Source organism: Nonomuraea sp. CX421, assembly GCF_059358955.1.
Genome location: NZ_JCADBK010000007.1, coordinates 313,173 through 336,272 on the forward strand (window position 1 = coordinate 313,173; position 23,100 = coordinate 336,272).

Here is a 23,100-nt window from a genome sequence, read left to right on the forward strand (position 1 = left end):
AGACGAGAATCATGTGACATGGACGATTGGGGCCAGCATCACCGCTACCTGTTCGCCGTCGCCTACCGCCTGCTGGGCAGCTCCGCGGATGCCGAAGACGCCGTGCAGGAGGCGTTCATCCGCCTGCGCACCTCCGCGCCCGCGGACCTGGAGCACCCGCGGGCCTGGCTCACGACGGTGACCTCCCGGATCTGCCTCGACATGCTGGGCTCGGCCCGCGCCCGCCACGAGACCTACGTCGGCACCTGGCTGCCCGAACCGCTGGTCGCCTACGACGACTCGGACCTGGGCGAGGTGAGCGCGATGCGGGAGTCGGTACGCACGGCCGTTCTCCTGGTGCTGGAGAGTCTCACGCCTGCCGAACGGGTCGCGTTCGTGTTGCACGACGTGTTCGGCATGGACTTCGACCGGCTCGCGACCGTGGTCGACCGCACCCCGCAGGCGTGCCGGCAACTCGCGTCGCGGGCGCGTCGGCGGGTTCGCGCCGCCGCGCCACCCCGGATACCGGTCTCCGCCGAGGAGCACCGGCGGATCACCGCCACATTCCTCAAGGCCGCCTCGGACGGGGACCTCGCGGAACTGGTCAACCTGCTCGATCCCCAGGTCGTGCTCCGCTCCGACGGCGGTGGCGCGGTTCACGCGGCGCGCGTGCCGGTGCACGGCCGGAAGCAGGTCATGACGCTGCTGGCCGGGCTTGCCCGCCGCTACGCCGGCGTGGCCGTCCGGCCGGTACGACTGGCCGGCGGCGACGGTGTCGTGCTGACCCTGGAGGCGAAGGTGATCGGCGTGGTCGGCCTCGAGATCAGCGGTGGCCGGATCACCGAGTTGAACCTGGTGGTCAACCCGGCGAAACTGCCGAGATCGGGGGAGACGAGCGAACCGGATGCCAGCCGGCCAGCCTGAGGCGTCTCGCCGCTGGTCGATTCGGTGACGGCGTGGATGCTGCGACGGTTCGCATGGCCCGGATCGCGCAGGCCGCGAAAGGCGAGGAGTGATCGTATCCCGGAATCGCCGGGTGGCCTCACCGGTCAGGCATTCAGCGATCTTCGTACGGCGGCGTCCTCCAGCTCGTGGATCTCCTGCTCGGTGAAGATGTAGTGAGGTACCCGTTCGTGCATGAGCTCGGTATAGCGGGTTTCGTCCTGCACGCCCTCCCGGCCGCGGGCGATGGTGGCGTCGTCGGGCAGCAACCGCTCATAGATGCGTCCACCGACCTGGGTGAACAGGTCGTCGCGCCTACGCCAGTACGTCGTCTCCCGCACGCTGACGATCGACGACCCCACGGTGCAGGTGGAGGCCGGCGACCCGATCGAGCTCATCCGGCGGTTGAAGTCAGAGGACACCGGTAAGGACGTCTACCTCTGCGGCGGCGGCGGCGAACTCGCCGCCTCCCTGCTCCCGGAGATCGACGAGATCATCCTCGGCGCCCAGGTCACCTGGCTCATCAAGATCCCGCCCGATCAACCGATCGAACGGGATCCCGTCGACTTCAGCCGTCCCTGGATGGAGACGAGGGATGCGCCCCCTCGACCGGCAACGCCAGTTCCTCAACGTTCCGTAGCGTCCGCCTTCGTCTGCCTCGGTAGTCACTCACACCGCCGTCGCGATGAGCAGCCTGGCGGGCCGCCAACCGGAAGTTGTCGGTCCCGTACGCCATGATCGGCCGTCAAAGATCCCATACGTCCCCACAAGGAGTGTCATGGTCGTCAACGATGGAACCGACTGGTCCGGAATCGGCTGGGATGGCTGGACGAACCTCAGTCTGATCCGCGCCCGGCTCGACGCGGGCGCCGACCCCAACACGGGCGTGTACATCCAGGGACGACCGCTGCACGCCGCCGCCGAACAGGGCTCACCCGAGGTGGTCGCCGAACTGTCCCAACGAGTCGACGACGTCGACGCTGAACACGAAGGACGTACCGCCCTCTGGGAAGCCGTCTTCAACAACCGCCCCGACAACGCCCGCGCCCTGGCCGCCGCAGGAGCGCACCCGTGGCGGCCAATGATGAACGGCTGGTCCCCCGGACGCCTCAGCCTGGCCACACCGACCCCTGACCTGTTCACTCTTCCTCCCGGCGAGGCCGGCTTATCTGCCGCCGAGACCGCCGCCGTCGCCGCGGCCAGGCATCTGATCACCGCCTTGGGCCGCTTGGAAGATGACGGCTTCAGCGTCGCCTGTGTGGCCGACATCACCGCCGCCGAGGCGGCACGGCGGCTGGAGGCCACACCGGCCGATGAAGACGACGTCGAAGAGATCACGGATGACCCGTTCTCGGACTTCGACGACAGTCTGTCCCTCATCGGCATCACGGACGTGCCGGGCGGATGCGTCGTCTTCCAGCCGTGGGGATACAACGCGTCGACCCCTGGCGTCATGAAGCGCTTGTCGGTCGGCTCCGTCTGCTACGGCATGTTCGCCAACCCCAAGAGCGGCAACCAGGGAGCCGTCGCCCGTGACGGCGTCATCGAGGAATGGGACACCCATCCCGGCGGGGGCGCCGTATCCGACGACGACCCCACGGAGGACATCCTCACCGCCTACCTCTACCACTTACAAGCAGTGGCCTACTGCTTCGCCGGCGCGGGCCTGCAGCCCACCGACGCCCGCTCGATCACAGATCAACCCGACGTCTGGCTCAGACTGCCCGAGCGGGACTGGTGGAGCTAGCCAGTGGCAGGACGAAAAGCCCTCCCGGACACCCGCTCCGCAGCTCCTCAACCAGGACGAACCGATTCGAAACCCCTGAGGTGACAAGATCCCGCCCGATCGCAATGACGGGATCCCTTCAACTTCATTCCAGCCGTTCTCGTGAACGCCCCTGGGCGGGGCTTCACGAACAGCGCCGACCAAGGGCGGATTACCTACTTAGAAATCGCTTCCCGAACTCGCTCTGATCGTTTCCCGCGGTCGTTGAAGTGCTTGCTGTGCCGCTTCCTGATCTTCTCGCTGGGCGTGTCGGCCGCTCTTGGGTCGGCTTCATCATGGTCATGCTGTTCATGGCCGCCTGTTCAGCGCGGTTACCTGCGAATTCGAACCCGTCCACGCATGTTCGCGCGCCTTCCGTGTCCGAAAGCTCCACACTGACGCGCCCCTTGGTCGATCTACGAACAGAAGTCAAGGGAAAGATTCTTCTGCATTATGTCGCCGACTCGGGCGACCAGGCTGAATGGGCCGGAAAGCTGAAGGTGGGGAACTCGTACAAGGTCGCTGTCGATTGCGTCGGCTCCCAGGGAACGATGATGATCGTGCCCCGCAAAGGCTGGAAGACGGTACGGCAGTGCAGCGCCGGCTTCGGGACGTACACGGTCGACAATCACCCCGCTTCGCCACCGGAAGCAGAGACGCTGATGATCAAGGCGCCGCATGGTGCCAGATGGGCTGTGCTGGCAGTCCAAACCTCATGAGTGGCCGGGCTGGTCTCTTCGGCTCAACCGACGCCGCGGTCTTCGCGCCGCATGTCCCCGCTGCCGGGAGTCCCCGCACCGAGGCCGTACCTCAGGAGCACGGCGCCCTTGGACGAGGTGACGGGCGGCTCCAGGAGCACCAGGTTGGCGGGCACCACACCGCCGTCGAACACCTTCTTTCCAACGCCGAGCATGATGGGGAAGATCCACAGGTCGAGCCGGTCGAAGAGGCGCTTCCGCAGGAGGGTCTGCACCAGATTCAAACTTCCGATCACGTGGACGTGCTCATGCTTGTCACGCAGCTCGTGCACGGCGCTCACCAGGTCGGGCCCCAACTGGGTCGAACCCGCCCAGTCCAGATCCGGATTGCCCCGCGAGGCAACGTACTTCGGGACGCCGTTGAATAGCGTGGCGATCCCACTGTCGACGCCGTCGACCTGGTTCGGCCAGAACGCGGCGAAGATGTCGTAGGTCCTGCGGCCCAGGAGCAGGGCGTCCATTCCCTCCATTCCGGCGACGACCTGCCGGCCGACCGTCTCGTCGAACATAGGCGCCTGCCATCCCCCGAACGGAAAGCCGTCGGGATCCTCGCCGGGATCACCCGGCGCCTGGCCAACCAGGTCGACCGTCGCGAACAGGTCGATATGAATCATGCCCATGGTGTTCTCCTCACGGAATTCAAACGACATATCAGGGCTCTTTTGTGTTCAGTGCCGCCGGGCCGCCCTGCGGTGTCGGAGCATCTCCAGGTGGCGGTTCGCCTCCTGCCGGAGCAGCCCGTTGATCGCCGCCAGGCCGAGCGCCGGGCACGCCTCCATCAGCAGCACCGGCGGCCGCGCCCGGATCGGGCCGCGCGCCACCCCCTCGACACCGGCCTCTTCAATCACCCCGGCTTCGAACATGCCCCAACGGTATCGACCGACAATTTATATTGTCAACACAAAGATCTTTGTCGGATTCGGATCGGCACCTCGCCCGCGGCAAGCCATGCCGCCCGCAGGACGCCGGTTCCACGGCCGGCTCCGCCGTCCTCCGGCTGGTCGAAGCCCCGACTCCCGAGGAACAACACCTCGGTGAATCGCCCCGGTTCGGTGGAGACTTGATCTCTTGAGAGGATCAAGCTCATGCCTGGCAAGGCTCTCTACCCCGCCGAACCGCGCCGGCGAGCGGTGCGAATGGTCGCCGAGGTGCGACCGGACCATCCCACCGAGTGGGCCACGATCAACGCGGTCGCGACCAAACTTGGCATCGGCACCGCCGAGACCCTGCGCACCGCCTGAGCAGCAAAGGCCGGGACTGTACGGTCTTCGGCTCTGTCGTAGATCTCTGGACAGACCCAAACCATGCGACCTGGAGCAGGAAGGCCATAGGCAAGATCGCTTCCCGGAAGGGACGTGATCGTTTCCCAGGCGGTAACTGCGTAAGGTGAGTAGTCCCGTGGCCTATTGATGGTGTGCGGGCGGGCTCAGCTCCGGCGGTGGCGAGGCAGACCCGGTTTGATCAGACTGTGACTCTTGACATCCTCCCGGCTCTGAAGAACCGGGATTCCAACCGTCGCCGGTTGGGCTTCCTGCTTCACCGCCGGTCGCCCGCCCGAGAGAGGACTCTCGTTGAGGTCTTACGCCGGCTCCACAGGCGTTTCGCCTCTCCGCAAGCCCTGCGGCGAGGGTGTTTCCGATCGTTCGTCCGGTGGCTTGGGTGTCGCCACCGTCGAACACATTACCGAAACGTGCGGTGTCGTGCGGCGTTTGGCGGCGATCCGCCTGGCGGCGAATCGCCTGCCCCTGCCCTGCTCCGCAGGGGTCCGATTCCTCCCCCGCCTGAAGGCGGGGGTCTCCCCGGAGGTTCCCGATGAACGATGTGCGCATGCTGGATGGTTCAGGGCCTGTTGAGGTTGCGGTCGGGCATGAGGGCGATCTCCCCGGAATTGTCGACCTCCTCAACGACGTGTCGGCGAACTCGATCGCGTCATTCGACACCCGGCCGATCAGGGTGGACGAGCGGCGCGCCTGGTTCGAACGGTTCTCCTCCGCTGGCCCTTACCGACTGGTCGTGGCCCGACGAGACGGTCAGGTGGTGGGCTATGCCTGCAGTCAGCGTTACCGAGATCACGATGCCTTCCGGGAGACGGTTGAGCTCAGCGTCGCGATCGATGCCAGTTGCCGAGGCTTAGGAGTCGGGACGTCGCTGTATCGGGCGCTGTTTGAGAACATTGCCGACGAACCGATCCATGTGGCGGTCGTGGGCATCGCCATGCCCAACGATGCATCGGTCGCGTTGCATCGGAAGTTCGGCTTCACAGAGGTCGGGACGTTCCACGAGTACGCCGCCAAGAACGGCCAGTACATCAGTTCGCTGTGGATGGAGCGCCTTCTTTGACGGCCACCCCGCAGCGGCATACGCCTGCGGCGACCATGTCGATCTTGGCGTCCTTCGCCGGTACGAGGGAAGCCACGAGGGCCACCAGGGTAGAACGCAATCACCTGGAGTGCCCTCGGTGGCCAGGTCGTGCATGGTCACGGCTATGGGGCGGGCGATGGAGCTGGCAATGGTGCGAGCAAGCAGTATGGCCCCCGACCACAAACGTCCGGCCAGCCAGGGCAGCCGGGCCAGCAAGTGGAATGACTTAGCGGCAACCCTGATGAGCCGTCACCTTCCGCGCCCGTGTCTCACGGGCGTCCCTCGTCCGGCAGGGCTGCTCGGCTCGATCTCGGACCTCGATGAAGGCTTCCTCGGCACCTGGACCGACAAGAGCGGCACCGAGCAGCGCAAGCGGTTCACCACTAAGGAGGAGACCATCTTCCACCTCGCCCAGCCCGCGGGCGAGGGCTTGCGCTTGTCACCCACGACCTGAGGCTCCCGCGGCCGCAACGACCGCGCTCGGGCTGTGTTAGCCGACTTCTCCCTCAGCCCAATCGTGGAGAAACCGACGACGGCCCCCTCTTTGTTCAGACTGCTGTGAGACAGAGAGGGCCCTGGACCAGGGCTGATCGCTGGTATGGGTGTATTTAGGTGCACCCCAGGCCGGAATTCAACGCCATTACCCCTTCGTACCGCCGTCCCTAGGCTCGCGGCATGACATTGATGCGTACTCTCAGCTCAGCCGTTTTAAGTTTGGCATTCGTCATGGCAGGGGCCGCGCCGGCGGATGCGGCCTCGCGGGATGTCGTACGGACCGATACGGGCTGGGTGCGAGGCGAGGTCGCCCGGGACCACCGGATCTTCCAGGGCATCCCCTACGCCGCTTCCCCGGTCGGCGACCTGCGCTGGCAGTCGCCCCAGCCGGTGACTGCCTGGCGTGGTGTCCGCGCCGCGACACGCCCCGGTGACAGATGCGCCCAGTCCACGGATCTGTGGGGATTGCCGGCCAGCGACAGCGAGGACTGCCTGTACCTCAACGTGACCGTCCCGCGCTCGGCCACTCCGCGCCGCCCCCGGCCCGTCATGGTCTGGTTGCACGGCGGCAGCCTGACGAAGGGGGCCGGCAGCGACTACGACGCCACCCGCCTGACCACGCGCGGCGACGTCGTGGTGGTCACCGTCAACTACCGGCTTGGCGTGTTCGGCTTCTTCGGGCATCCCGGACTGGCGGGCAGCGGGGCCTACGGGCTGGAGGACCAGCAGGCGGCATTGCGCTGGGTCCAGCGCAATGCAGCGGCCTTCGGAGGCGACCCACGCAACGTCACGTTGTTCGGGGAGTCCGCCGGAGCGCACTCGGTGTGCGCCCACCTGGCGTCACCCACCGCCGCCGGCCTCTTCCACCGGGCGATCACCCAAAGCACGTTCTGCTCCCAGACCGCTTTCACCGGCAGCCGCCTGAGGCCGGTCGTGGACCTCCCGATGTGGGTTCCCAAGGCCGCCCACGAGGCGCACGGAGCCACCACCGCCACCGCGCTCGGCTGCACCGATCCGAAGACAGCCGTCACCTGCCTGCGTGGCAAGCCCGTCTCCAAGCTCCTCGCGCAGGAGCCGCTCGCCCTTCCGGGCTACGGCAACGCCGTGCTGCCTGCCGATCCCGCGACCGTCTTCGCGCAGGGCCGCTTCCACCGCGTGCCGATCCTCACCGGCATCACCCGTGACGAGGGGACCCTGTTCACCGCGCTGATCTTCCCTGGTCTCACCGAGCAGGGATACCAGGAGGGCCTGCGGCACATCTTCGGTGACAACGCCGCGGCGATCGCGGCGAAGTACCCGTCCCGTGGGCGGCCGACGCAAGCCGTAGCGGCGATCATGAGCGATCTCGACTGGGCGTGGGCCGGTCGTGCCAGTGACCGAATGCTCAGTGAGCGCACCCCGGTCTACTCCTACGGGTTCGCCGACCGTACCGCGCCGCCGATCTTCCCCCTTCCCGGTGGCGTGGAGCCGCTCGCCTCGCACGGATCGGAACTGTCGTTCCTGTTCCCCGGGGCCCCGCTCACCCGCGAGCAGCGGAAGCTCGGCGACATGATGATCACATACTGGTCGCGCTTCGCGGCGACCGGCGACCCCAACGCTCCTGGCCTGCCGCGCTGGAGCCCCGTGCGCACCGGGCACGTCCATCGCCTGGCCCCGGGCCCCGGTGGCGTCGGCGTCTACGATCAGGACGCCCTCCACAATCTGGCCTTCTGGGACCGCCTGTCCAGCCACTGACCTGGCGGACACCCATCAGGGGGGCACGGTGATCCCTGCCGCCAGCCCTTCACGCGCTCCCAGCGCCTCCGGAAAAACGGGGAAGCTCAGCAGGTGATGTCTCCTCAGCCCGGCCGGCCGTGGGAGCCCGCTTCGAGGGTCGCGCGCAGGGTGGCCAGGGTTGAGGCGATGAGGGCCAGGTCGCCAGGGGGAACCGTCGCGGTCAGCGAGATGAGTTCGCTTTCGACGGTGGGGCGGGAAGCGGCCAGCTGCTTCTCACCCTCGGATGTGAGGCGGAGGACGGACGAGCGGCGGTCCTGGGGGTGCGCGACTCGCAGGCACCAGCCCGCGGTCACCAGCCGGTCGACCGCCTTGCTCACGGCCCCCACGGTGATCGCCAGTTCGCCGACGATGTCGAGCACGCGGCATCCCGGCACGCGGTCGATGATCTCCAGGAATTCGAACTGTCCCAGCCCCAGCCCGTGTTCGGCGCGCAGCCGGGCGCTCACCGCATTGTAGAGCCGGGTCTCGACGCGGACGAGGTCGCTGAAGATCGGAGTGACGTAGCTCACAATAACCTCCGATAGATTCCCGGGAATCATCTTCCTTGGAATCTGGTTGGGCTCAGGCAGACGGATTCCCAGGAATCCATTCTCACACCACAACCCATGGAGCCCGACATGTCCCAACAGCAACGCGACGCCCTGGACGCCTTGCTCCGTTCCGCCCCTCGCAGCGAGACGCGACCCACCGTCGAGGAGCAGCGCAGCGGGTTCATCGCAGCCCTCACCCGTCCGGCGCCAAAGGACGTCATCACCCGCAGGACCGTCCTGGGCGGGCGGCCGACCCTGGAGCTGGAACCGGCCGAAGCCTCCAGCCGCGGGCGGCTGCTCTACCTGCACGGCGGCGGCTATGTCGTCGGCTCACCGGACACCCATGCGGGGCTGGTCGGTGAACTGGCCCGCCGTGCCAGGCTGCGAGCGATGTCGGTGGACTACCGGCTGGCGCCCGAACACCCTTTTCCCGCGGCCGTCGACGACGGGCTCGCGGCCTATCGCGAGCTGCTGGCGGCGGGTACCGACCCGCGCGACCTCGTCATGGCCGGTGACTCCGCCGGTGGCGGCTTGAGCATCGCCACGCTGCTCGCGGCCCGGGAGGCCGGGCTGCCGCAACCGGCCGCCGTGGTCGTCTTCTCTCCCTGGGTCGACCTCACCCTTGCCGGAGGAAGCATCCGTTCCAAGGAGGACGCCGACCCCATTTTCACCGAGGCCGACGTGCGCGCCTACGCCGATCTCTATGTCGGCGCAGACAACCGGGCACATCCCCTGGCCAGCCCGGTGTTCGCCGACCTCACCGGACTGCCGCCGCTACTCGTACAGGTCGGGGCGAACGAGGTGCTGCTCGACGACGCGATCCGGTTGGCCGGCCGCGCGGGCGCCGACGATGTCGAGGTCACGCTCGAAGTCGGGGCCGGCCTCCCGCACGTCTTCCAGCACCACTACGGCCGCCTCGATGAGGCGGACGCCGCACTCGATCGCGCCGCCCACTTCCTCACCGCCCACCTGGGCGTCGACGACCTCGAATCGGTCCACTGACGCGGATGACACAAGCGCCTCGCCCCACCGCGAAGCGGCAGTAGGACGGTGAGCCGGGCCGCCCGCCTCGGCGGCGGCCCGATCTGCTCGATCCTGGACAACCTGTCGGCGCACAAGAACCGGCGCATCCGCGCCTGGCGCTGACCACGACCACGCGTTCCACGAGCTCGGGCCGGTGCGCGGCGAGCAGGACCGTCAGTTGGGCGCCGAGGGAGAACCCGACGACGGAGACGCGACCGCCCGCGTCGTGTAGGAGCTTCGTCAAGGCTTCGGCGTTCTTGAAATCCCGTTGGGCCAGTACTGGGACCACGCGATAGAGCTCTCGAACGAGGTTGAACAAGCAATAGCCTCGGACACGCTTCTCACGCGAGACAAGCAGGACGCCATGCTCGCGATGTACGGCTACCTGACGGGCCGAGACTCAGTCCGCAAGGTCGCACTATGGCGGTTCCAGCCGAAGCAGAAGGTTGAGCTTGGCGAATGCGAGGCCTTGAAGATCGTTTCCCAGCAGGGAGGTGATCGTTTCCCGCAGGGGCTGTGGCCGGAGATCGGAAGGAGGCCGGACTACCACTAGCAGCCCGGCGAGCGTCGGCGTCCCTCACTCTGCCGGGACTGCCCGTCGCAGCGGCTCGTCCGGCATCGCCATGCGGTCGGTACCGGTGGTGGTGCCGAAGGTCTGAACGTCCGGCCCGGTCGAGCCCCCGTACGTGGCAATCTTGTATTCGACCGCGGTGAGGGAAAGGGTCAGCTCACGGATCCGGCGGCGGATGGTGTCGCGATGTTCGACCAGCACATCAAGCCGCTCGGGCACCGTGTGCGCTCCGGAGTCGACGAGCGAAATGTAGTGCTGCAGGTCACGCATCGGCATACCGGACAGCCGCATCCGGGTGAGGAACACCATGCGCCGAACCACTTCGGCGTCGTAGACGCGATGGCCGTTGCCGTCGCGGGCCACCTCGACCAGCCCGGCCCGCTCGTAATAGCGCAGCGTGTGAGGCGAGATGTCGAGGAGGTCGGCAACCTCGGCGATCGTCATCATCTCGGGCAGATCGCCCAGGTCGGCGAGGCGGTGGATCGCCTCGACCGATAGCGGACCATCGTCCCCAAGCGCTTCGAGCGCCCTGGTCATCAAATCGTCGGTGGCCATGACCGCGAGCCTAAATGGGCCGTACCGATGCAGGGACACCCTCGAAGTCGGCGCTGCGGGCGGTCTCGGCCCACCGCTCGACCTCGTCCAGGCCGCGCCGGTAAGCACCCGAGATACGCTCGACCGCCTCGCGCCCCAGCGGCAGCCGCAGCGGCACCTCGTCGCCGTGCGCGAGGGACACAATGATCTCGGCCGCCCGCACCGGGTCACCTTCCTGACGGCCGTCGGTCCCGGCCATGTCCGCACGGACGTCAGCGAGCAAGTCACGGTAAGTCGCGGACGACTCAACGAACTCGAGCACGTCGGCCCCGTTGAAGCCAGTCCTGAACCGGCTGGGCTCGACGATCATCACCCGAATCCCAAAGTGCGTGACCTCCCCAGCCAGGGCCTCGGACCAGCCTTCGAGGGCGAACTTCGACGCGGAGTACGCCGACACGCCGGGGAACGACGTCCGCCCACCCTGGCTGCTCATCTGCACGATCGTCCCGGTGCCCCGCTCGCGCATCACGGGCAGCACTGCGCGGACGAGCGCGGCAGGGCCGAACAGGTGCAGATCCATCAACTCGCGCAGCTGCGCGTCGCTGACCTCCTCGACCGCGCCGACCACGGCCCGGCCCGCGTTATTGACCAGCACATCGATCTGACCGAAGCGGTCGAGGGTGTCCCGCACGAGGTCCGCGGCCGCGGCAATGTCTCGGGCGTCGAACTTCGCGATCAGGCAGTTGTCCGGGTATTTGGCCTCCAGATCGGCCACACTCTCGGGCCGGCGCACCGCCGCCACCACCTGGTCGGCCGCCGCGAGCGCCGACTCCGCCAGTGCGCGCCCGAAACCGCGGGACGCGCCGGTGATGATCCAGGTCTGTGTCGTCATGGCGGTAACGCTAGGACTTCGAGCGCGCTCGAACGCAAAACCCCATGGACCGGCATCAACGATGTCGAGATTGCCGTCGCCGAGTACATCGACTGGTTCAACCAGCGCCGCCTTCACGGCGAGCTCGGCCACGTCCCACCCGCCGAGTTCGAAGCCTTCTCCGCGACAATCACCGCACAACACGCCGTCGCTGAACTTGGTCAAGCGCCTCGGCTTCCGTCGAGAGGGCTACTCGCCAGCCTTCCAGTACATCAACGTGGCGCATGGAGAGACCACGAACGGTGGGCCATCACCGCGGAGATGGCTGAGGACACGTAGTCACCCAGTTAGTCACCCAGCTACGCAGAAGGCCGCCTCCCACAACCGGGAAGCGGCCTTTGACCTGGGTGGAGATGAGGGGATTCGAACCCCTGACCCCTTCGATGCGAACGAAGTGCGCTACCGGACTGCGCTACATCCCCATGAACCTCGACCAGGTTAGCAAACTCCAAGAGGTTCTCGCGCCACCGATTCAGTCGCCCACCGCTCGCCTCGGCGGTTCGGCGTACTGGTCGAAGAGTACGTCCGCCTGCCGGGCGGCGAGATCGATGATCTCGGCCTCGGCCTGCTCGGCGGCGAGCCGCTCGGCGTGCCGCTGCTCGCGGTGCCGGCGGGCGCGGGCCTGGGCGGCACGCTGGCGGCGTTCCTGGTCGACCTGTACGGCGATGCGCAGGAAGGCCAGATAGGACAGCATGACGACCACGGCCGGGGCGACCCCCCACCACGGCATCATGTCGACCGAGGCGGTCACCACCGAGGCGATGACGAGGAGCGCGGTGAAGAAGAGGAGGCGGCGGCGCCGGGCCACGATGATGGCGCGGCGCCGGGCCCTGAACTGCCGGGGGTCGATCCGCTCGCTCTCCAGCGGCATGGCGTCGTCGTCGGATTCGGCGACCTCTCCCGTGTCCATCGCGAAGTGTTCGAGGTCGGGCAGCTGGTGCTCGCCGGTGTAGTGTTCCTCGAGCTCGACCAGCTCGGCCAGGTTGGTCTTGTCCCTGCGCAGCCACATAGGGATCAGCACGCACAGCCACATGACGACGATGGCCAGATAGAGGAGGACGCTGCTCACGACCACCTCCGGGCACGACGAAAACGCCTTGGTGTCGTCGGCGTTCTCGATGTGCTCACGTCACGCACCGTAAGACCGCGTGTCACTGATTGACGAGCATTCGGTGCGGTGTGTCGCGAGATCGTCAAACCTCTTCTACTGGAGACCCACCGTGAGCGGCTGCTTCACGCGCGCGACGCCACTGTACGAGCAGCCCGCCGGGAACGTCCTCAACGGTCAACGCGTAACAGATGTGGTCGCGCCAGGCCCCATCGATGTGGAGTTGACGACGCCGAATGCCTTCTTCCCTGAATCCGAGCTTCTCAACCACTCTGCGGCTGGCTTGATTCTCGGGGCGGATGTTGGCTTCGAGGCGGTGCAGCCCGGTGGTGAAGAAGCAGTGGTCGACGGCCATGGCGAGGGCGGTGGGGGTGATGCCCCGGCCGGCCATGGCGCCGTCGATCCAGTAGCCGACCTGGGCGGAGCGGGCCGAGCCCCAGACGATGGCGCCGACGGTCAGCTGACCGGCGAAGCGGCCACCGTAAGTGATCACCCAGGGTAGCGCCAGGCCCTGTCTGGCCTCACGGCGCAGTGTGCCGACCATGGAGACGTACGGGCCCAGACCGGTGCGGAAGAGCGGCGTCTCGGGGTTGCTGGGCTCCCAGGGGCGCAGCCAGTCGGCGTTGCGCAGCCGGGTCTCGCGCCATGTTCGTACGTCGGCCAGCCGTAGCGGCCGGAGGCCGACCGATCCCTCCGCCAGGGTCGCAGGCCAGCCACGAAGTCGATCCACGTTCTCATCATCCCCCTATCGGGCACGATGTCGCCACGGACCATCACTGGTGACCCTGAGCACACCGAATCGTGGGGTGTCAGCGCGGGTGATCGCCACCGCGTACCTGCTCCACCGCATGCCGGAGCACAGGAGCGAGTACGGCGACGCCATCGCGTACGCCGCCGGAGGAGCCGGGCAGATTGACGATGATCGTGTCGTCCGCCTGGCCGGCGAGACCGCGGGAGAGGACGGCGGTGGGCACTTTGTCGCGGTTCGCCTGGCGGATGGCCTCGGCTATACCGGGAATCTCCCGAGAAATGACCCGGGCGGTCATCTCCGGCGTGAGGTCGGTCGGCGTCAGCCCCGTGCCGCCCGTCGTGACGATCACGTCGTATCCGGCGGAGACCCCCTCCCGCAGCGCCCGTTCCACCGGCTCGCCGTCGGGCACCACCACGGGCCCCTCGACCTCGCACCCGGCCTCGGTGAGCAGCGACACGAGAAGCGGCCCCGACTTGTCCTCATAAATCCCGGCAGAGGCGCGGTTCGACACGGTCACCACGAGCGCCCGGATCATGGCCGCGTCCAGACACCGGTCTTGCCGCCCGTCTTCTCCTCCACCCGCACATCGGTGACGACCGCGGCCGGATCCACCGCCTTGACCATGTCGATCAGGGCCAGCGCCGCCACCGACACCGCCGTCAGGGCCTCCATCTCCACCCCGGTGCGGTCGGCGGTCTTCACCCGGCAGGTGATCGCCACCCCCCAGTCCTCGACGTCGAGCGTGACCTTCACGCCGTGCAACGCGATCGGGTGGCAGAGCGGAATCAGGTCGGGCGTCCGTTTCGCCCCCATGATGCCGGCGATCCGCGCGACCCCGAGCGCGTCGCCCTTGGGCACCTCCCCCGACCGCAACAGCTGCACCACGGCGGACGACAGCAGCACCCGCCCGGTGGCCGTGGCGGTGCGCGCGCCGATCTCCTTGGCCGACACGTCGACCATCCGCGCCGCGCCCGTCTCGTCGAGATGGGTGAACTCACTCACAGCCGGATCACCTCCACAGCGGTGCCCGACGGCACCTCGGTCACGTCCTCCGGCACCACGATGAGCGCGTTGGCCGAGGCCAACGCGGCCAACTGGTGTGAGCCCTGCCCGCGCACCGGCGACACGGTGCCGTCGGAGGCCAGCGTGCCCCGCAGGAACGAACGCCGCCCCTGCGGCGACCGCAGTGCCCCGATGACGTGCGCGGTCTCGGTCTCGGGCGGCCCTGCCGGCAGCCCGCACATCTTGCGCAGCGCCGGCCGTACGAAGAGCATGAACGACACATACGACGAGACCGGATTGCCGGGGAGCGCGAAGATCGGCACCCGGTCCTCGCCCACCACGCCGAACCCCTGCGGCATGCCGGGCTGCATCGCGACCTTCTCGAACCGAACCGTGCCGAGCGGCCCGAGCGCCTCCTTGACCGGCTCGTAGGCGCCCATCGAGACGCCGCCGCTGGTGATGACCGCGTCGGCGCGCACCAGCTGCGCGTCGAGCTGGTCGAGGAAGGCCGCCGGGTCGTCGCCGACGGTGTCGGCGCGGAAGCCCTCGGCGCCCGTCTCACGGACGGCGGCGGTCAGGGTGAAGCTGTTGGAATCCCAGATCTGCCCGGGCCCGAGCGGCAGGCCCGGCTCGACGAGCTCGGCGCCGGTCGCGAGCACCACGACCCGGGGGCGGGGACGCGCCCAGACGCGGCGGCGGCCCACCCCGGCGATGATGCCCAGCTGGGCCGGGCCGATGGCGGTGCCCGGCGCGAGCACCACCTCACCCGCCTGGACGTCCTCGCCGGCCCGGCGGATCGCGTTGCCGGGACCGGTGGTGCGCTCGATCGTGACCGAGGCGGTGCCGCCGTCGGTCCACTCGACCGGTACGACCGTGTCGGCGCCCGCCGGCACCGGAGCGCCGGTCATGATCCGCACGGCATGGCCGGGGCCGACGGCACGTAGCTCGTCGGACCCGGCGGCCACGTCGTCGATCACCGGCAGGGTGACCGGCACGTCGGCGATGTCCGCGGCTCGTACGGCATAGCCGTCCATGGCGGAGTTGTCGAACGGCGGCAGCGGCAGCGGCGCGGTCACCTCCTCGGCCAGTGTCGTGCCCAGGGCGCGCTCCAGCTCCAGCTCCAGCGGCGCGAGCGGGCGTACGGTGGCCAGGATGTCCGCCAGGTGCGCGTCAACCGATTTCATCGAGGAACTCTCGCAGCCAGGGGACGAAGTCGGGCGCCAGGTCGGGCCGGTCGGCCGCGAACTTCACCACCGTGCGCAGGTAGTCGAGCTTGTCACCGGTGTCGTAGCGACGCCCCCGGAACAGCACGCCGTGCACGGGCCCGCCCTTGTCGGAGGAGTATCCGGCGAGCGTGCGGAGCGCGTCGGTGAGCTGGATCTCGCCGCCGCGGCCGGGCGGGGTGTTCTCCAGCACCTCGAACACCGCGGGGTCGATGACGTATCGGCCGATGATGGCCCAGTTGGACGGCGCCTCGTCGACCGGCGGCTTCTCGACCAGGTCGGTGACGCGGACGACGTCGTCCTCGTCGGTCGCCTCGATCGTGGCGACGCCGTACAGGGAGACCTGCTCCTTCGGCACCTCCATCAGCGCGATGACGCTGCCGCCGAACCGGTCGCGCACCTCGATCATGCGTTTGAGCAGCTCGTCGCGGTAGTCGATCAGGTCGTCGCCGAGCAGGCAGGCGAACGCGTGGTCGCCGACGTGCTGTTTGGCGCAGAGGACGGCGTGGCCGAGGCCCTTGGGCTCGCCCTGCCGCACGTAGTGCAGGGTGGCGAGGGCGGCGGGCTCACGGACCTGGGACAGCTTGTGCTCGTCGCCCTTGGCTTCGAGCACCTCCTCCAGCTCGAACGCCCGGTCGAAATGGTCTTCGATCGAGCGCTTGTTCTTGCCCGTGACCATGAGAACGTCGAGGAGCCCGGCGGAGGCCGCTTCCTCGACGACATACTGGATCGCGGGCTTGTCGACGATGGGCAGCATCTCCTTGGGTGTCGCCTTGGTCGCCGGAAGGAACCGGGTGCCCAGACCCGCGGCGGGCACCACGGCTTTCGTCACAGGGTCGAAGTCAGCCATGCATAGACCCTAGTGGAGGTACCTGTGGACAAGTTGAACGCCCGCCGCCAGGTCATGTCGGCGCGTGCCCGCCTCTCCCCCGAGCAGCGCCGGGCCAACTCCGTCAAGATTCGCGAGACCCTGCTCGACCAGCCGTGGGCGCAGATGGCCGGGCTCGTCGCCTGCTACTGGTCGGTCGGCACGGAGCCGGAGACGCACGGGCTGGTGTTCGCGTTGTGGAAGCACGGCGCGACCGTGATCCTGCCCGTCCTGCGGGAGGACGACGACCTCGACTGGGCGGTCTACGACGGGCCCGACACGCTGGCGCCGGGCCGGTTCGGGATCATGGAGCCGGTCGACACGCGGCGCGGCGTCGACGCCATCCGCACCGCCGCCCTCGTGATCGTCCCCGCCCTCGCCGTCGACCGGCGTACGGGGGTGCGGCTGGGCCGCGGCGGCGGCTCCTACGACCGGGCCCTGGCCAGGGTCGGCCCGAACGTCCCCACGGTCGCCCTGCTGCACGACGGCGAGCTGTTCGACGGCATCCCCACCGAGGAACACGACCAGCGGGTCCGCTGGGTGATCAGCCCTGAGGGACTCATTAGTCTTATGTGACCGAACATTCGAGAGGGGGCCGGATGCCGATCGACGTCTGGCTCCTTCTTGGTTCTGTCATCGTCATCGCCGCCATCGGCTCCGTCCGGATCGCCCATCGCAGCGGCCTGCCGAGCCTGCTGCTGTTCCTCGGGCTCGGGCTGGCGCTGGGCGACGCGGGGTTCGGCATCCCGTTCAGCAACCCGGAGCTGGCCCGGCAGATCGGCATGACCGCGCTGGCGCTGATCCTCGCCGAGGGTGGTCTGACCACCAACTGGAGCCACGTCAAGCGTTCGGTGCCGGCGGCACTGATCCTGGCCACGGTGGGCGTGGCGGTCAGCATCGCGTTCCTGGCCCTGCTCGTGCACTGGCTGCTGGGCATGGAGCCGACGACCGCGCTGATCCTCGCGGCGGTGCTGGCCCCGACCGACGCCGCAGCGGTCTTCTCCGTGCTGCGCCGGCTGCCGCTGCCGCCGCGCCTGGCGGGCATCCTGGAGGCCGAGTCCGGCTTCAACGACGCGCCGACCGTGATCGCCGTGGTGCTGCTGAGCACCGCCGCCGCCAACCCGCCGAGCGTCGGCTCGTTCGTCCTCGAGACCACGATCGAGCTGCTCATCGGCGCCGTCGTCGGCCTCGTCGTGGGTCCCGCCGGCGCCTACGCGCTGCGCCGCGTCGCCCTGCCGGCCTCGGGCCTCTACCCGATCGCGGCGCTGGCGCTCACCTTCGTCTCCTACGCCGGCGCGGTGCTGCTGCACGGCTCGGGCTTCCTGGCCATCTACCTGACGGCGCTGATCCTGGGCAACTGGCGGCTGCCGCACCGGGCGGCGACCAGAGGCTTCGCGGAGGGCTCGGCGTGGCTGGCGCAGATCGGGCTGTTCGTCATGCTCGGCCTGCTCGCCACCCCCAAGGAGATGCCCTCCGCCATCGTCCCCGGCCTGATCACGGGGACGCTTCTCGTGCTTCTCGTACGACCGGCGTCGGTGGCGTTCTGCGCGTTGCTGGCACGGGTGCTGCGGCTGAGCAGGATCAGCTGGCGCGAGCAGGCGTTCCTGTCGTGGGCGGGGCTGCGCGGCGCGATCCCGGTCGTGCTGGCCACGATCCCGTGGGCGGAGGGGGTCGAGGGCTCGAAGCTCATCTTCAACGAGGTGTTCATCATCGTGATCGTGTTCACGCTGCTCCAGGGGCCGACGTTGCCGTTCGTGGCCAAGGTCCTCAAGGTGACGGCTCCCGGCGAGGCGCACGACCTCGAGGTGGAGTCGGCGCCGCTGGAGGAGCTGAACGCCGACCTGTTGCAGGTCAAGGTGCCGCCCGGGTCCCAGCTGCACGGCGTGGAGATCTTCGAGCTGCGCCTCCCGGCGGGGGCCGCGGTGACGTTGGTCGTGCGCGAGGGCAGATCGTTCGTGCCCGCCGAGTCCACCCGCATCCGGTCCGACGACCAGCTCCTCGTGGTCGCCACCGCGGCCTGCCGCGACCAGGTCGAACGCCGCCTGCGCGCGGTCAGCCGCCGGGGCAAGCTCGCCGGGTGGTACAGAGAGCAGGGAGTGGAATAGGTGTTTGACCGAATCGGTTACCATTAGCAGTCGCATCGCTCGAGTGCCAGAACCTGAAGGAGGGGCGCGTGCCGACCTACCAGTACGCCTGCAACGACTGCGGTGACCAGCTCGAAGTCGTTCAGAAGTTCACCGACGATGCGCTGACCGTATGCCCCGCGTGCGAGGGCAGCCTGCGCAAGGTCTTCTCCGCCGTGGGCATCGTGTTCAAGGGCTCCGGCTTCTACCGCACCGACAACCGGTCGTCCTCAACGCCCGCGAGCACCACCTCCACCAGCGGCAAGGCGGCCGAGTCGACCTCGACGTCCTCGACCTCGTCCTCGTCTTCTTCGTCCTCGACCACCACGTCGACGCCCGCCGCCCCCGCCGCGGCGTCCAGCTAACCCCGGCCGGCCGGTCGGTCGGCGAACGCGCCCAGTAGCTCGGGCATCAGCTCGTCGCAGAGCTGCTCGATCTGCGGATGCGGCCCCCAGTCGGCCACCAGCCTGCTCAGACCCTCGCGTGACGAGCGCAGCAGCCGCAGTGCCGACTCCTGCCCCCGCGAGGTCAGGCGCAGGCTGTCGCCGTCGGCCGACCGCTCGACCAGCCCGGCCTCGATCAGCTGGTCGGCGTACGGCCTGCCACGCGCCCTGCTGACGTTGGCCCGCCTGGCCAGATCCTCGCCCTTGACCCAGTCTTCGCCGCCGAGCCTGGCCACGATCCAGACGCCCTCCGGCGGGACGCCCTTGAGCCCGGCCAGCGAGCCGAGCCGGTCGTAGAAGCCCCTGCGCAGGTCGGCGTCGGCGAGCCGTACCAGACCTCGCTCGACCTCTGCCAGCGACGAACGCTGAGCGGAGGCGGCGCCGAGCCCCTCACCCAGGTCGGCCACCCTCGTGGTCTCCCTCAGCCGCTGTTGCGGGATGAACCAGGCTGGCCACCACCCGGCTGCCCGCCGGGTTCGACCCGGCGCGGATCCGGCAGGCGGCGACGAAGAGCTTCTTGCGACCGTACTGGTCGCCGAGCTTGCCCCACAGCGGGGTCGAGACCGTCGAGGCGAGCATGTAGCCGGTCACGACCCACGACAGCTGCTCCAGGCCGCCCAGGTCGCTCACGATCGTCGGCAGGGCGGTCGCGACGATGGTCTGGTCGAGAGCCGCGAGCAGCATGCCGAGCATCAGCGCGCTGATGACGAGCCCGAGACGCTTCTGCCGCATGCGGCCGATCCCACTCACCGCGATGGTTCGACTACGTGGCGCAATGAGGGCCTCGGACGTGGCGGGATCCGACGCGTTGAGGGATCCGACGCGTTGAGGGATCCGACGCGTTGAGGGATCCGACGCGTTGAGGGATCCGGCAGGACGAGGTTATCCACAGAGCCACGTTCGGGCCCTCCTCCCCCTCCTCCCTTGCGACTACTCTCGGCGCCATGGTCAATAGCGCAGAGATCGGCGTCATCGGAGGTTCGGGGTTTTACTCCCTGCTCGACGACGCCGAAGAGAGAGTGCTCACCACCCCCTACGGGCCGCCGAGCGACGTGGTCACGGTCGGCCGCATCGGCTCGCGTTCGGTCGCCTTCATCCCCCGGCACGGGCGTGATCACCGGTTCCCGCCCCACGACATCCCCTACCGCGCCAACCTCTGGGCGCTGCGCTCGCTCGGCGTGCGTCAGGTCCTCGCGCCCAGCGCCGTGGGCTCGCTGCGGGCCGAGCACGGGCCCGGCGCGATCGTGATCCCCGACCAGATCGTCGACCGCACGTCGGGGCGCGTACAGACCTACTACGACAAGGGCGGCGCGGTCCATGTGTCGTTCGCCGACCCCTACTGCCCGTCGGGGCGCGCGGTGGCCGTGGCCTCCGCCCGTTCCGGCGGCTGGGAGACGGTCGACGGGGGCACGCTCGTGGTCATCGAGGGGCCGCGGTTCTCCAGCCGGGCGGAGTCTCGGTGGTTCGCCTCCAACGGGTGGACCATCGTCGGCATGACCGGGTTCCCCGAGGCGGTGCTCGCCCGGGAGCTGGCGCTCTGCTACACCACGCTGTCGCTGGTGACCGACCACGACGCGGGGATCGAGGCGGGCGAGGGCGTGACGCACGAGGAGGTGCTGGAGTTCTTCGCGCAGAATGTGGCGCGCATGCGCACCCTGGTGTCCGACGCGGTCCAGGCACTGCCCGCCGAGCGCACCTGCGCGTGCGGGTCCACCCTCGACGGCCTCAAGCTGCCCATCGAGCTGCCATGATCCGGGCCTGGCCACGGCGGCTCGGGCGGCGCCGCCGGCTGGTGGCGGCCGTTGTGGCAGGCTTCGCCGTTCTGCTCGGATATTTCGCCATACGCCCCGCTTCGGGGCCTCTGGTGCTGGTGGCGGCACGCGACCTGTCGCCGGGCGTGCTCGGGCCCGGCGACCTGCGCGCCGTCGCGCTGGAGCATCCCCCCGACGGGGCGCTGCGCTCGGGCGCCACCGGGCGGGTGCTGGCCGGGCCCATGCGGCGCGGCGAGCCGCTCACCGACGTCCGGCTGCTCCACTCGCTGCGGCTGCCCGCCGGGAGCGTGGCCACTCCGGTGCGCATCGCCGACGCCGACGTGGCCGGCCTCATCTCCCCCGGCTCCACCATCGGCGTACTCGCCGCCTGGGAGGGGCAGCCGGCCGAGATGGTCGCCGACGACGTCACAGTGATCACCATCCCCAGAGCCGAGGACGACCACGGCGCCCTGATCGTGCTGGCCACCACCCCCGACCAGGCAGCCCGGCTGGCGGCCGCCCAGACCGGCGGCCACCTCTCGATCACCATCAATCCTCACTTACCGTAATCGCTCGACTACGACCTTCGATATGAGCGGATTCAAGAAATTTCTCATGCGGGGAAACGCCATCGACCTGGCCGTCGCCGTGGTCATCGGGGCGGCCTTCACCGCGGTCGTCGACTCGTTCGTGAGCAACCTGCTCACGCCGCTGATCTCGGCGTTCGGCGGGCTGCCCGACTTCTCGTCACTGAAGTTCACGATCGGCCGCTCCGCCTTCAGGTACGGCGACTTCATCAACGCCGTCATCGCGTTCCTGATCGTGGCGACCGTGATCTACTTCTGGTCGTCAAGCCCTACACCCACGTCAAGGATCGCGCCGAGGCCCGAGAGGAGATCACCCACCGCGACTGCCCGGAGTGCCTGTCGGAGATCCCGAACGCGGCCAGGCGCTGCGCCCACTGCTGTGCCGAGGTGACGCCCGTCTAGAGCACCGAGTCGATCTTCGGGTCATACTCCCAGTGCCAGGGCTCGAATGGGCTGCTGTAGGCCCAGTCCGGATGGAACCACCCGTACCTCTTGGCGTTCTGCTCCATCCACACGAACTCCACCGACCTGAACCTCTCGATCCCGCCACAGAGGTCGACGGCCAGCCCGAGGCCGTGATTGCTTCGCCCCGGCACGGCCGCGAACCCGGGCCGCCGATAGTAGACCGACTGCTGCTCGGCCAGGCTCCGGTAGGCATCGGTGACGCACATGTACCTGCCGAAGCGCCGGCGGTAGGCCTCGTTGAGGCTGACGAACGCGATCGCGGCGTCGGCCCGCAGGCTGTGCCCCCTCTGCTGCAACGGGCAGAGCATGTTGCTCGGGATCAAGCCGTTCGGATAGCTGTTGGCCGTCGCAATCCGCAGCGGATTGCACTTGAGCGCCGCCGTACCCACCTTGTCGATCTTGATGCCCAGCTTCACCAGGGCGGCGGTCAACGACTTCACGACCTTGTCGGAGCGCTGTCTGAGCGTGTCGACCTCGGCCGACATCTGCGCCTCGGCCAACAGATTGTCGGCCCGGAGCTCCTGCGCCTCACTCGCCAGCCGCTGCGTGTCGCGGGTGAGCACAGCGGTCTGCTCGACGGCGTGCTGCCTTTCCCGGACGATCTGCGTGACGTTCGCCATCGCCCGCAAGGTGTCCTTGCTGGCATCACCGGCGAGGAACGAGGCGACCCCGTCGGCGCCCACCGGCTGCTGGTAGAGCAGCTCGGCCATCTCCGACACCGGCTGGCGCATCAACTGCAGCCGCGACTCGGCCTGCTGCAGGGAGTCGAGCTTCGTCTTGAGCTCCTTCTCGGAGGCCGCGATGCTCGCCCGGCGCTTCTCCAGCGCCCTGGTCGCCTCCTCGAGCTCCTTGGCCGACTTCTCGGCCTCCTTGCGCAGCTCGGTCAGATTGGACGGATCCTTGCCACCGGCTCCGGCGGCGTTGACGAGGAGCACGTTCTCGGCGGTTTTCGCGGGAGACGCGGCTCTCGCAGGAAGCGCGACCAGGGACGTCACCACCATGACAACCGCGATCAGACCCGCTGATCGTGGGGATGGCACGTCCGACTCCTCCGTTTGCGGGCTCGTTACCTGGGTCCGGCACGCACGTTACTACAGCCCCCCAAGTGTCCGGA

Annotated in this window: 29 protein-coding genes, 1 tRNA gene and 2 pseudogenes; 15 read left to right on the forward strand and 17 right to left on the reverse strand. The window is 68.6% G+C overall.

The annotated features are described in order from the left end of the window. Positions 1-18: 18 nt before the first annotated feature. Entirely contained in the window at positions 19-903 is an 885-nt protein-coding gene (sigJ, locus tag AC5L3X_RS16385; RefSeq protein WP_494857753.1) for an RNA polymerase sigma factor SigJ, read from the forward strand. A gap of 125 nt (positions 904-1,028) precedes the next feature. On the opposite strand, the gene AC5L3X_RS16390 is transcribed toward sigJ, so the two are convergent. Continuing rightward, a complete protein-coding gene (locus AC5L3X_RS16390) occupies positions 1,029-1,319 on the reverse strand; it encodes a hypothetical protein (RefSeq protein ID WP_494857754.1) in 291 nt (96 codons plus the stop codon). Positions 1,320-1,332: 13 nt separating this feature from the next. Further along, on the reverse strand, positions 1,333-1,590 hold the full coding sequence (locus AC5L3X_RS16395; RefSeq protein WP_494857755.1) for a hypothetical protein: 258 nt from the start codon (positions 1,588-1,590) through the stop codon (positions 1,333-1,335). A gap of 109 nt (positions 1,591-1,699) precedes the next feature. Between AC5L3X_RS16395 and AC5L3X_RS16400 the strand changes: the two genes are divergently transcribed. Together AC5L3X_RS16400 and AC5L3X_RS16405 are read left to right on the forward strand one after the other, a co-directional pair. After that, entirely contained in the window at positions 1,700-2,668 is a 969-nt protein-coding gene (locus tag AC5L3X_RS16400) for an ankyrin repeat domain-containing protein (protein ID WP_494857756.1), read from the forward strand. Positions 2,669-2,925: 257 nt separating this feature from the next. Next, positions 2,926-3,405, forward strand: coding sequence for a hypothetical protein (locus tag AC5L3X_RS16405; RefSeq protein ID WP_494857758.1), 480 nt, complete (start codon positions 2,926-2,928; stop codon positions 3,403-3,405). Between the two features lie 23 nt (positions 3,406-3,428). Here the strand turns inward: AC5L3X_RS16405 and AC5L3X_RS16410 are convergent, their stop codons facing one another. After that, positions 3,429-4,064, reverse strand: a complete 636-nt coding sequence (locus tag AC5L3X_RS16410; protein ID WP_494857760.1) for a dihydrofolate reductase family protein — start codon at positions 4,062-4,064, stop codon at positions 3,429-3,431. A gap of 48 nt (positions 4,065-4,112) precedes the next feature. Next, the gene (locus AC5L3X_RS16415; RefSeq protein WP_494857761.1) at positions 4,113-4,307 is read right to left on the reverse strand and encodes a hypothetical protein; all 195 of its coding nucleotides are present in this window, start codon (positions 4,305-4,307) and stop codon (positions 4,113-4,115) included. Positions 4,308-4,529: 222 nt separating this feature from the next. Between AC5L3X_RS16415 and AC5L3X_RS16420 the strand changes: the two are divergent. From AC5L3X_RS16420 to AC5L3X_RS16435, 4 genes and pseudogenes are all read left to right on the forward strand, one after another. Then, positions 4,530-4,679, forward strand: a pseudogene (locus tag AC5L3X_RS16420) (IS3-like element ISMysp3 family transposase); the annotation flags it as partial. 577 nt (positions 4,680-5,256) lie between these two features. Then, a complete protein-coding gene (locus AC5L3X_RS16425; RefSeq protein ID WP_494857763.1) occupies positions 5,257-5,784 on the forward strand; it encodes a GNAT family N-acetyltransferase in 528 nt (175 codons plus the stop codon). A gap of 157 nt (positions 5,785-5,941) precedes the next feature. After that, entirely contained in the window at positions 5,942-6,259 is a 318-nt protein-coding gene (locus AC5L3X_RS16430) for a hypothetical protein (RefSeq protein WP_494857765.1), read from the forward strand. A 272-nt stretch (positions 6,260-6,531) separates the two neighbouring features. Beyond that, positions 6,532-8,034, forward strand: a complete 1,503-nt coding sequence (locus AC5L3X_RS16435) for a carboxylesterase/lipase family protein (protein ID WP_494857767.1) — start codon at positions 6,532-6,534, stop codon at positions 8,032-8,034. A gap of 104 nt (positions 8,035-8,138) precedes the next feature. Here the strand turns inward: AC5L3X_RS16435 and AC5L3X_RS16440 are convergent, their stop codons facing one another. Then, positions 8,139-8,585 (reverse strand): MarR family winged helix-turn-helix transcriptional regulator, encoded by a 447-nt coding sequence (locus tag AC5L3X_RS16440; RefSeq protein ID WP_189124030.1) that lies wholly within the window; start codon positions 8,583-8,585, stop codon positions 8,139-8,141. A 108-nt stretch (positions 8,586-8,693) separates the two neighbouring features. Between AC5L3X_RS16440 and AC5L3X_RS16445 the strand changes: the two genes are divergently transcribed. Further along, a complete protein-coding gene (locus AC5L3X_RS16445) occupies positions 8,694-9,608 on the forward strand; it encodes an alpha/beta hydrolase (RefSeq protein WP_494857769.1) in 915 nt (304 codons plus the stop codon). A 385-nt stretch (positions 9,609-9,993) separates the two neighbouring features. Further along, positions 9,994-10,182, forward strand: coding sequence for a hypothetical protein (locus AC5L3X_RS16450; RefSeq protein ID WP_494857771.1), 189 nt, complete (start codon positions 9,994-9,996; stop codon positions 10,180-10,182). Between the two features lie 24 nt (positions 10,183-10,206). On the opposite strand, the gene AC5L3X_RS16455 is transcribed toward AC5L3X_RS16450, so the two are convergent. The 9 genes from AC5L3X_RS16455 to galU all read right to left on the reverse strand — a co-directional run bounded on the left by AC5L3X_RS16455 (position 10,207) and on the right by galU (position 16,599). Next, positions 10,207-10,755, reverse strand: coding sequence for a MerR family transcriptional regulator (locus AC5L3X_RS16455; protein WP_494857773.1), 549 nt, complete (start codon positions 10,753-10,755; stop codon positions 10,207-10,209). Positions 10,756-10,765: 10 nt separating this feature from the next. After that, positions 10,766-11,830: an SDR family NAD(P)-dependent oxidoreductase gene (locus tag AC5L3X_RS16460; protein WP_494857774.1), complete on the reverse strand. Its 1,065-nt coding sequence runs from the start codon at positions 11,828-11,830 to the stop codon at positions 10,766-10,768. 183 nt (positions 11,831-12,013) lie between these two features. Further along, positions 12,014-12,087: transfer RNA gene (locus AC5L3X_RS16465), tRNA-Ala, on the reverse strand. Between the two features lie 50 nt (positions 12,088-12,137). Then, on the reverse strand, positions 12,138-12,734 hold the full coding sequence (gene sepX / locus AC5L3X_RS16470) for a divisome protein SepX/GlpR (RefSeq protein WP_189124026.1): 597 nt from the start codon (positions 12,732-12,734) through the stop codon (positions 12,138-12,140). A 124-nt stretch (positions 12,735-12,858) separates the two neighbouring features. Next, positions 12,859-13,503 (reverse strand): GNAT family N-acetyltransferase, encoded by a 645-nt coding sequence (locus AC5L3X_RS16475; protein WP_189124025.1) that lies wholly within the window; start codon positions 13,501-13,503, stop codon positions 12,859-12,861. A gap of 79 nt (positions 13,504-13,582) precedes the next feature. Continuing rightward, the gene (locus tag AC5L3X_RS16480; RefSeq protein ID WP_494857776.1) at positions 13,583-14,059 is read right to left on the reverse strand and encodes a MogA/MoaB family molybdenum cofactor biosynthesis protein; all 477 of its coding nucleotides are present in this window, start codon (positions 14,057-14,059) and stop codon (positions 13,583-13,585) included. Then, entirely contained in the window at positions 14,056-14,526 is a 471-nt protein-coding gene (moaC, locus tag AC5L3X_RS16485; RefSeq protein WP_494857777.1) for a cyclic pyranopterin monophosphate synthase MoaC, read from the reverse strand. The genes AC5L3X_RS16480 and moaC overlap by 4 nt, the downstream gene beginning before the upstream one ends. Beyond that, the gene (glp, locus tag AC5L3X_RS16490) at positions 14,523-15,710 is read right to left on the reverse strand and encodes a molybdotransferase-like divisome protein Glp (protein ID WP_494857778.1); all 1,188 of its coding nucleotides are present in this window, start codon (positions 15,708-15,710) and stop codon (positions 14,523-14,525) included. The genes moaC and glp overlap by 4 nt, the downstream gene beginning before the upstream one ends. Then, the gene (galU, locus tag AC5L3X_RS16495) at positions 15,697-16,599 is read right to left on the reverse strand and encodes a UTP--glucose-1-phosphate uridylyltransferase GalU (protein ID WP_494857780.1); all 903 of its coding nucleotides are present in this window, start codon (positions 16,597-16,599) and stop codon (positions 15,697-15,699) included. Before galU ends, glp begins: the two co-directional genes overlap by 14 nt. Before the next feature lie 24 nt (positions 16,600-16,623). Here galU and AC5L3X_RS16500 point away from each other — a divergent pair, with 24 nt between their 5' ends. From AC5L3X_RS16500 to AC5L3X_RS16510, 3 genes are all read left to right on the forward strand, one after another. Next, on the forward strand, positions 16,624-17,193 hold the full coding sequence (locus AC5L3X_RS16500) for a 5-formyltetrahydrofolate cyclo-ligase (RefSeq protein WP_494857782.1): 570 nt from the start codon (positions 16,624-16,626) through the stop codon (positions 17,191-17,193). Positions 17,194-17,216: 23 nt separating this feature from the next. Beyond that, the gene (locus AC5L3X_RS16505; protein ID WP_494857784.1) at positions 17,217-18,722 is read left to right on the forward strand and encodes a potassium/proton antiporter; all 1,506 of its coding nucleotides are present in this window, start codon (positions 17,217-17,219) and stop codon (positions 18,720-18,722) included. A 68-nt stretch (positions 18,723-18,790) separates the two neighbouring features. Then, on the forward strand, positions 18,791-19,105 hold the full coding sequence (locus AC5L3X_RS16510; RefSeq protein WP_494857786.1) for an FmdB family zinc ribbon protein: 315 nt from the start codon (positions 18,791-18,793) through the stop codon (positions 19,103-19,105). Here the strand turns inward: AC5L3X_RS16510 and AC5L3X_RS16515 are convergent. Together AC5L3X_RS16515 and AC5L3X_RS16520 are read right to left on the reverse strand one after the other, a co-directional pair. Continuing rightward, positions 19,102-19,590 (reverse strand): hypothetical protein, encoded by a 489-nt coding sequence (locus tag AC5L3X_RS16515; RefSeq protein WP_494857788.1) that lies wholly within the window; start codon positions 19,588-19,590, stop codon positions 19,102-19,104. The two genes, AC5L3X_RS16510 and AC5L3X_RS16515, sit on opposite strands and share 4 nt — an antisense overlap. 91 nt (positions 19,591-19,681) lie before the next feature. Continuing rightward, positions 19,682-19,915, reverse strand: a pseudogene (locus AC5L3X_RS16520) (MFS transporter); the annotation flags it as partial. 212 nt (positions 19,916-20,127) lie between these two features. Between AC5L3X_RS16520 and AC5L3X_RS16525 the strand changes: the two are divergent. Genes AC5L3X_RS16525 through mscL form a run of 3 tightly spaced genes read left to right on the forward strand, consistent with a single transcriptional unit; the run spans position 20,128 to position 21,912 of the window. Beyond that, the gene (locus AC5L3X_RS16525; RefSeq protein ID WP_494857790.1) at positions 20,128-20,934 is read left to right on the forward strand and encodes an S-methyl-5'-thioadenosine phosphorylase; all 807 of its coding nucleotides are present in this window, start codon (positions 20,128-20,130) and stop codon (positions 20,932-20,934) included. After that, a complete protein-coding gene (locus tag AC5L3X_RS16530) occupies positions 20,931-21,503 on the forward strand; it encodes an SAF domain-containing protein (RefSeq protein ID WP_494857791.1) in 573 nt (190 codons plus the stop codon). The genes AC5L3X_RS16525 and AC5L3X_RS16530 overlap by 4 nt, the downstream gene beginning before the upstream one ends. Positions 21,504-21,525: 22 nt before the next feature. Continuing rightward, a complete protein-coding gene (gene mscL / locus AC5L3X_RS16535) occupies positions 21,526-21,912 on the forward strand; it encodes a large conductance mechanosensitive channel protein MscL (protein WP_494857793.1) in 387 nt (128 codons plus the stop codon). Positions 21,913-21,919: 7 nt separating this feature from the next. On the opposite strand, the gene AC5L3X_RS16540 is transcribed toward mscL, so the two are convergent. Then, positions 21,920-23,026, reverse strand: coding sequence for a M15 family metallopeptidase (locus AC5L3X_RS16540; RefSeq protein WP_225263084.1), 1,107 nt, complete (start codon positions 23,024-23,026; stop codon positions 21,920-21,922). Positions 23,027-23,100 lie beyond the last annotated feature (74 nt).

Coding starts and splice junctions, on each gene's coding strand:
- AC5L3X_RS16480 (WP_494857776.1), bottom strand. CDS start 14,059: ATGATCCGGGCGCTCGTGGTGACCGTGTCGAACCGCGCCTCTGCCGGG.
- galU (WP_494857780.1), bottom strand. CDS start 16,599: ATGGCTGACTTCGACCCTGTGACGAAAGCCGTGGTGCCCGCCGCGGGT.
- AC5L3X_RS16435 (WP_494857767.1), top strand. CDS start 6,532: ATGGCAGGGGCCGCGCCGGCGGATGCGGCCTCGCGGGATGTCGTACGG.
- AC5L3X_RS16415 (WP_494857761.1), bottom strand. CDS start 4,307: ATGTTCGAAGCCGGGGTGATTGAAGAGGCCGGTGTCGAGGGGGTGGCG.
- glp (WP_494857778.1), bottom strand. CDS start 15,710: ATGAAATCGGTTGACGCGCACCTGGCGGACATCCTGGCCACCGTACGC.
- sigJ (WP_494857753.1), top strand. CDS start 19: ATGGACGATTGGGGCCAGCATCACCGCTACCTGTTCGCCGTCGCCTAC.
- AC5L3X_RS16410 (WP_494857760.1), bottom strand. CDS start 4,064: ATGGGCATGATTCATATCGACCTGTTCGCGACGGTCGACCTGGTTGGC.
- AC5L3X_RS16425 (WP_494857763.1), top strand. CDS start 5,257: ATGAACGATGTGCGCATGCTGGATGGTTCAGGGCCTGTTGAGGTTGCG.
- AC5L3X_RS16455 (WP_494857773.1), bottom strand. CDS start 10,755: ATGGCCACCGACGATTTGATGACCAGGGCGCTCGAAGCGCTTGGGGAC.
- AC5L3X_RS16530 (WP_494857791.1), top strand. CDS start 20,931: ATGATCCGGGCCTGGCCACGGCGGCTCGGGCGGCGCCGCCGGCTGGTG.
- AC5L3X_RS16450 (WP_494857771.1), top strand. CDS start 9,994: ATGCTCGCGATGTACGGCTACCTGACGGGCCGAGACTCAGTCCGCAAG.
- AC5L3X_RS16430 (WP_494857765.1), top strand. CDS start 5,942: ATGGAGCTGGCAATGGTGCGAGCAAGCAGTATGGCCCCCGACCACAAA.
- AC5L3X_RS16525 (WP_494857790.1), top strand. CDS start 20,128: ATGGTCAATAGCGCAGAGATCGGCGTCATCGGAGGTTCGGGGTTTTAC.
- AC5L3X_RS16505 (WP_494857784.1), top strand. CDS start 17,217: ATGCCGATCGACGTCTGGCTCCTTCTTGGTTCTGTCATCGTCATCGCC.
- AC5L3X_RS16445 (WP_494857769.1), top strand. CDS start 8,694: ATGTCCCAACAGCAACGCGACGCCCTGGACGCCTTGCTCCGTTCCGCC.
- AC5L3X_RS16390 (WP_494857754.1), bottom strand. CDS start 1,319: ATGAGCTCGATCGGGTCGCCGGCCTCCACCTGCACCGTGGGGTCGTCG.
- mscL (WP_494857793.1), top strand. CDS start 21,526: ATGAGCGGATTCAAGAAATTTCTCATGCGGGGAAACGCCATCGACCTG.
- AC5L3X_RS16400 (WP_494857756.1), top strand. CDS start 1,700: ATGGTCGTCAACGATGGAACCGACTGGTCCGGAATCGGCTGGGATGGC.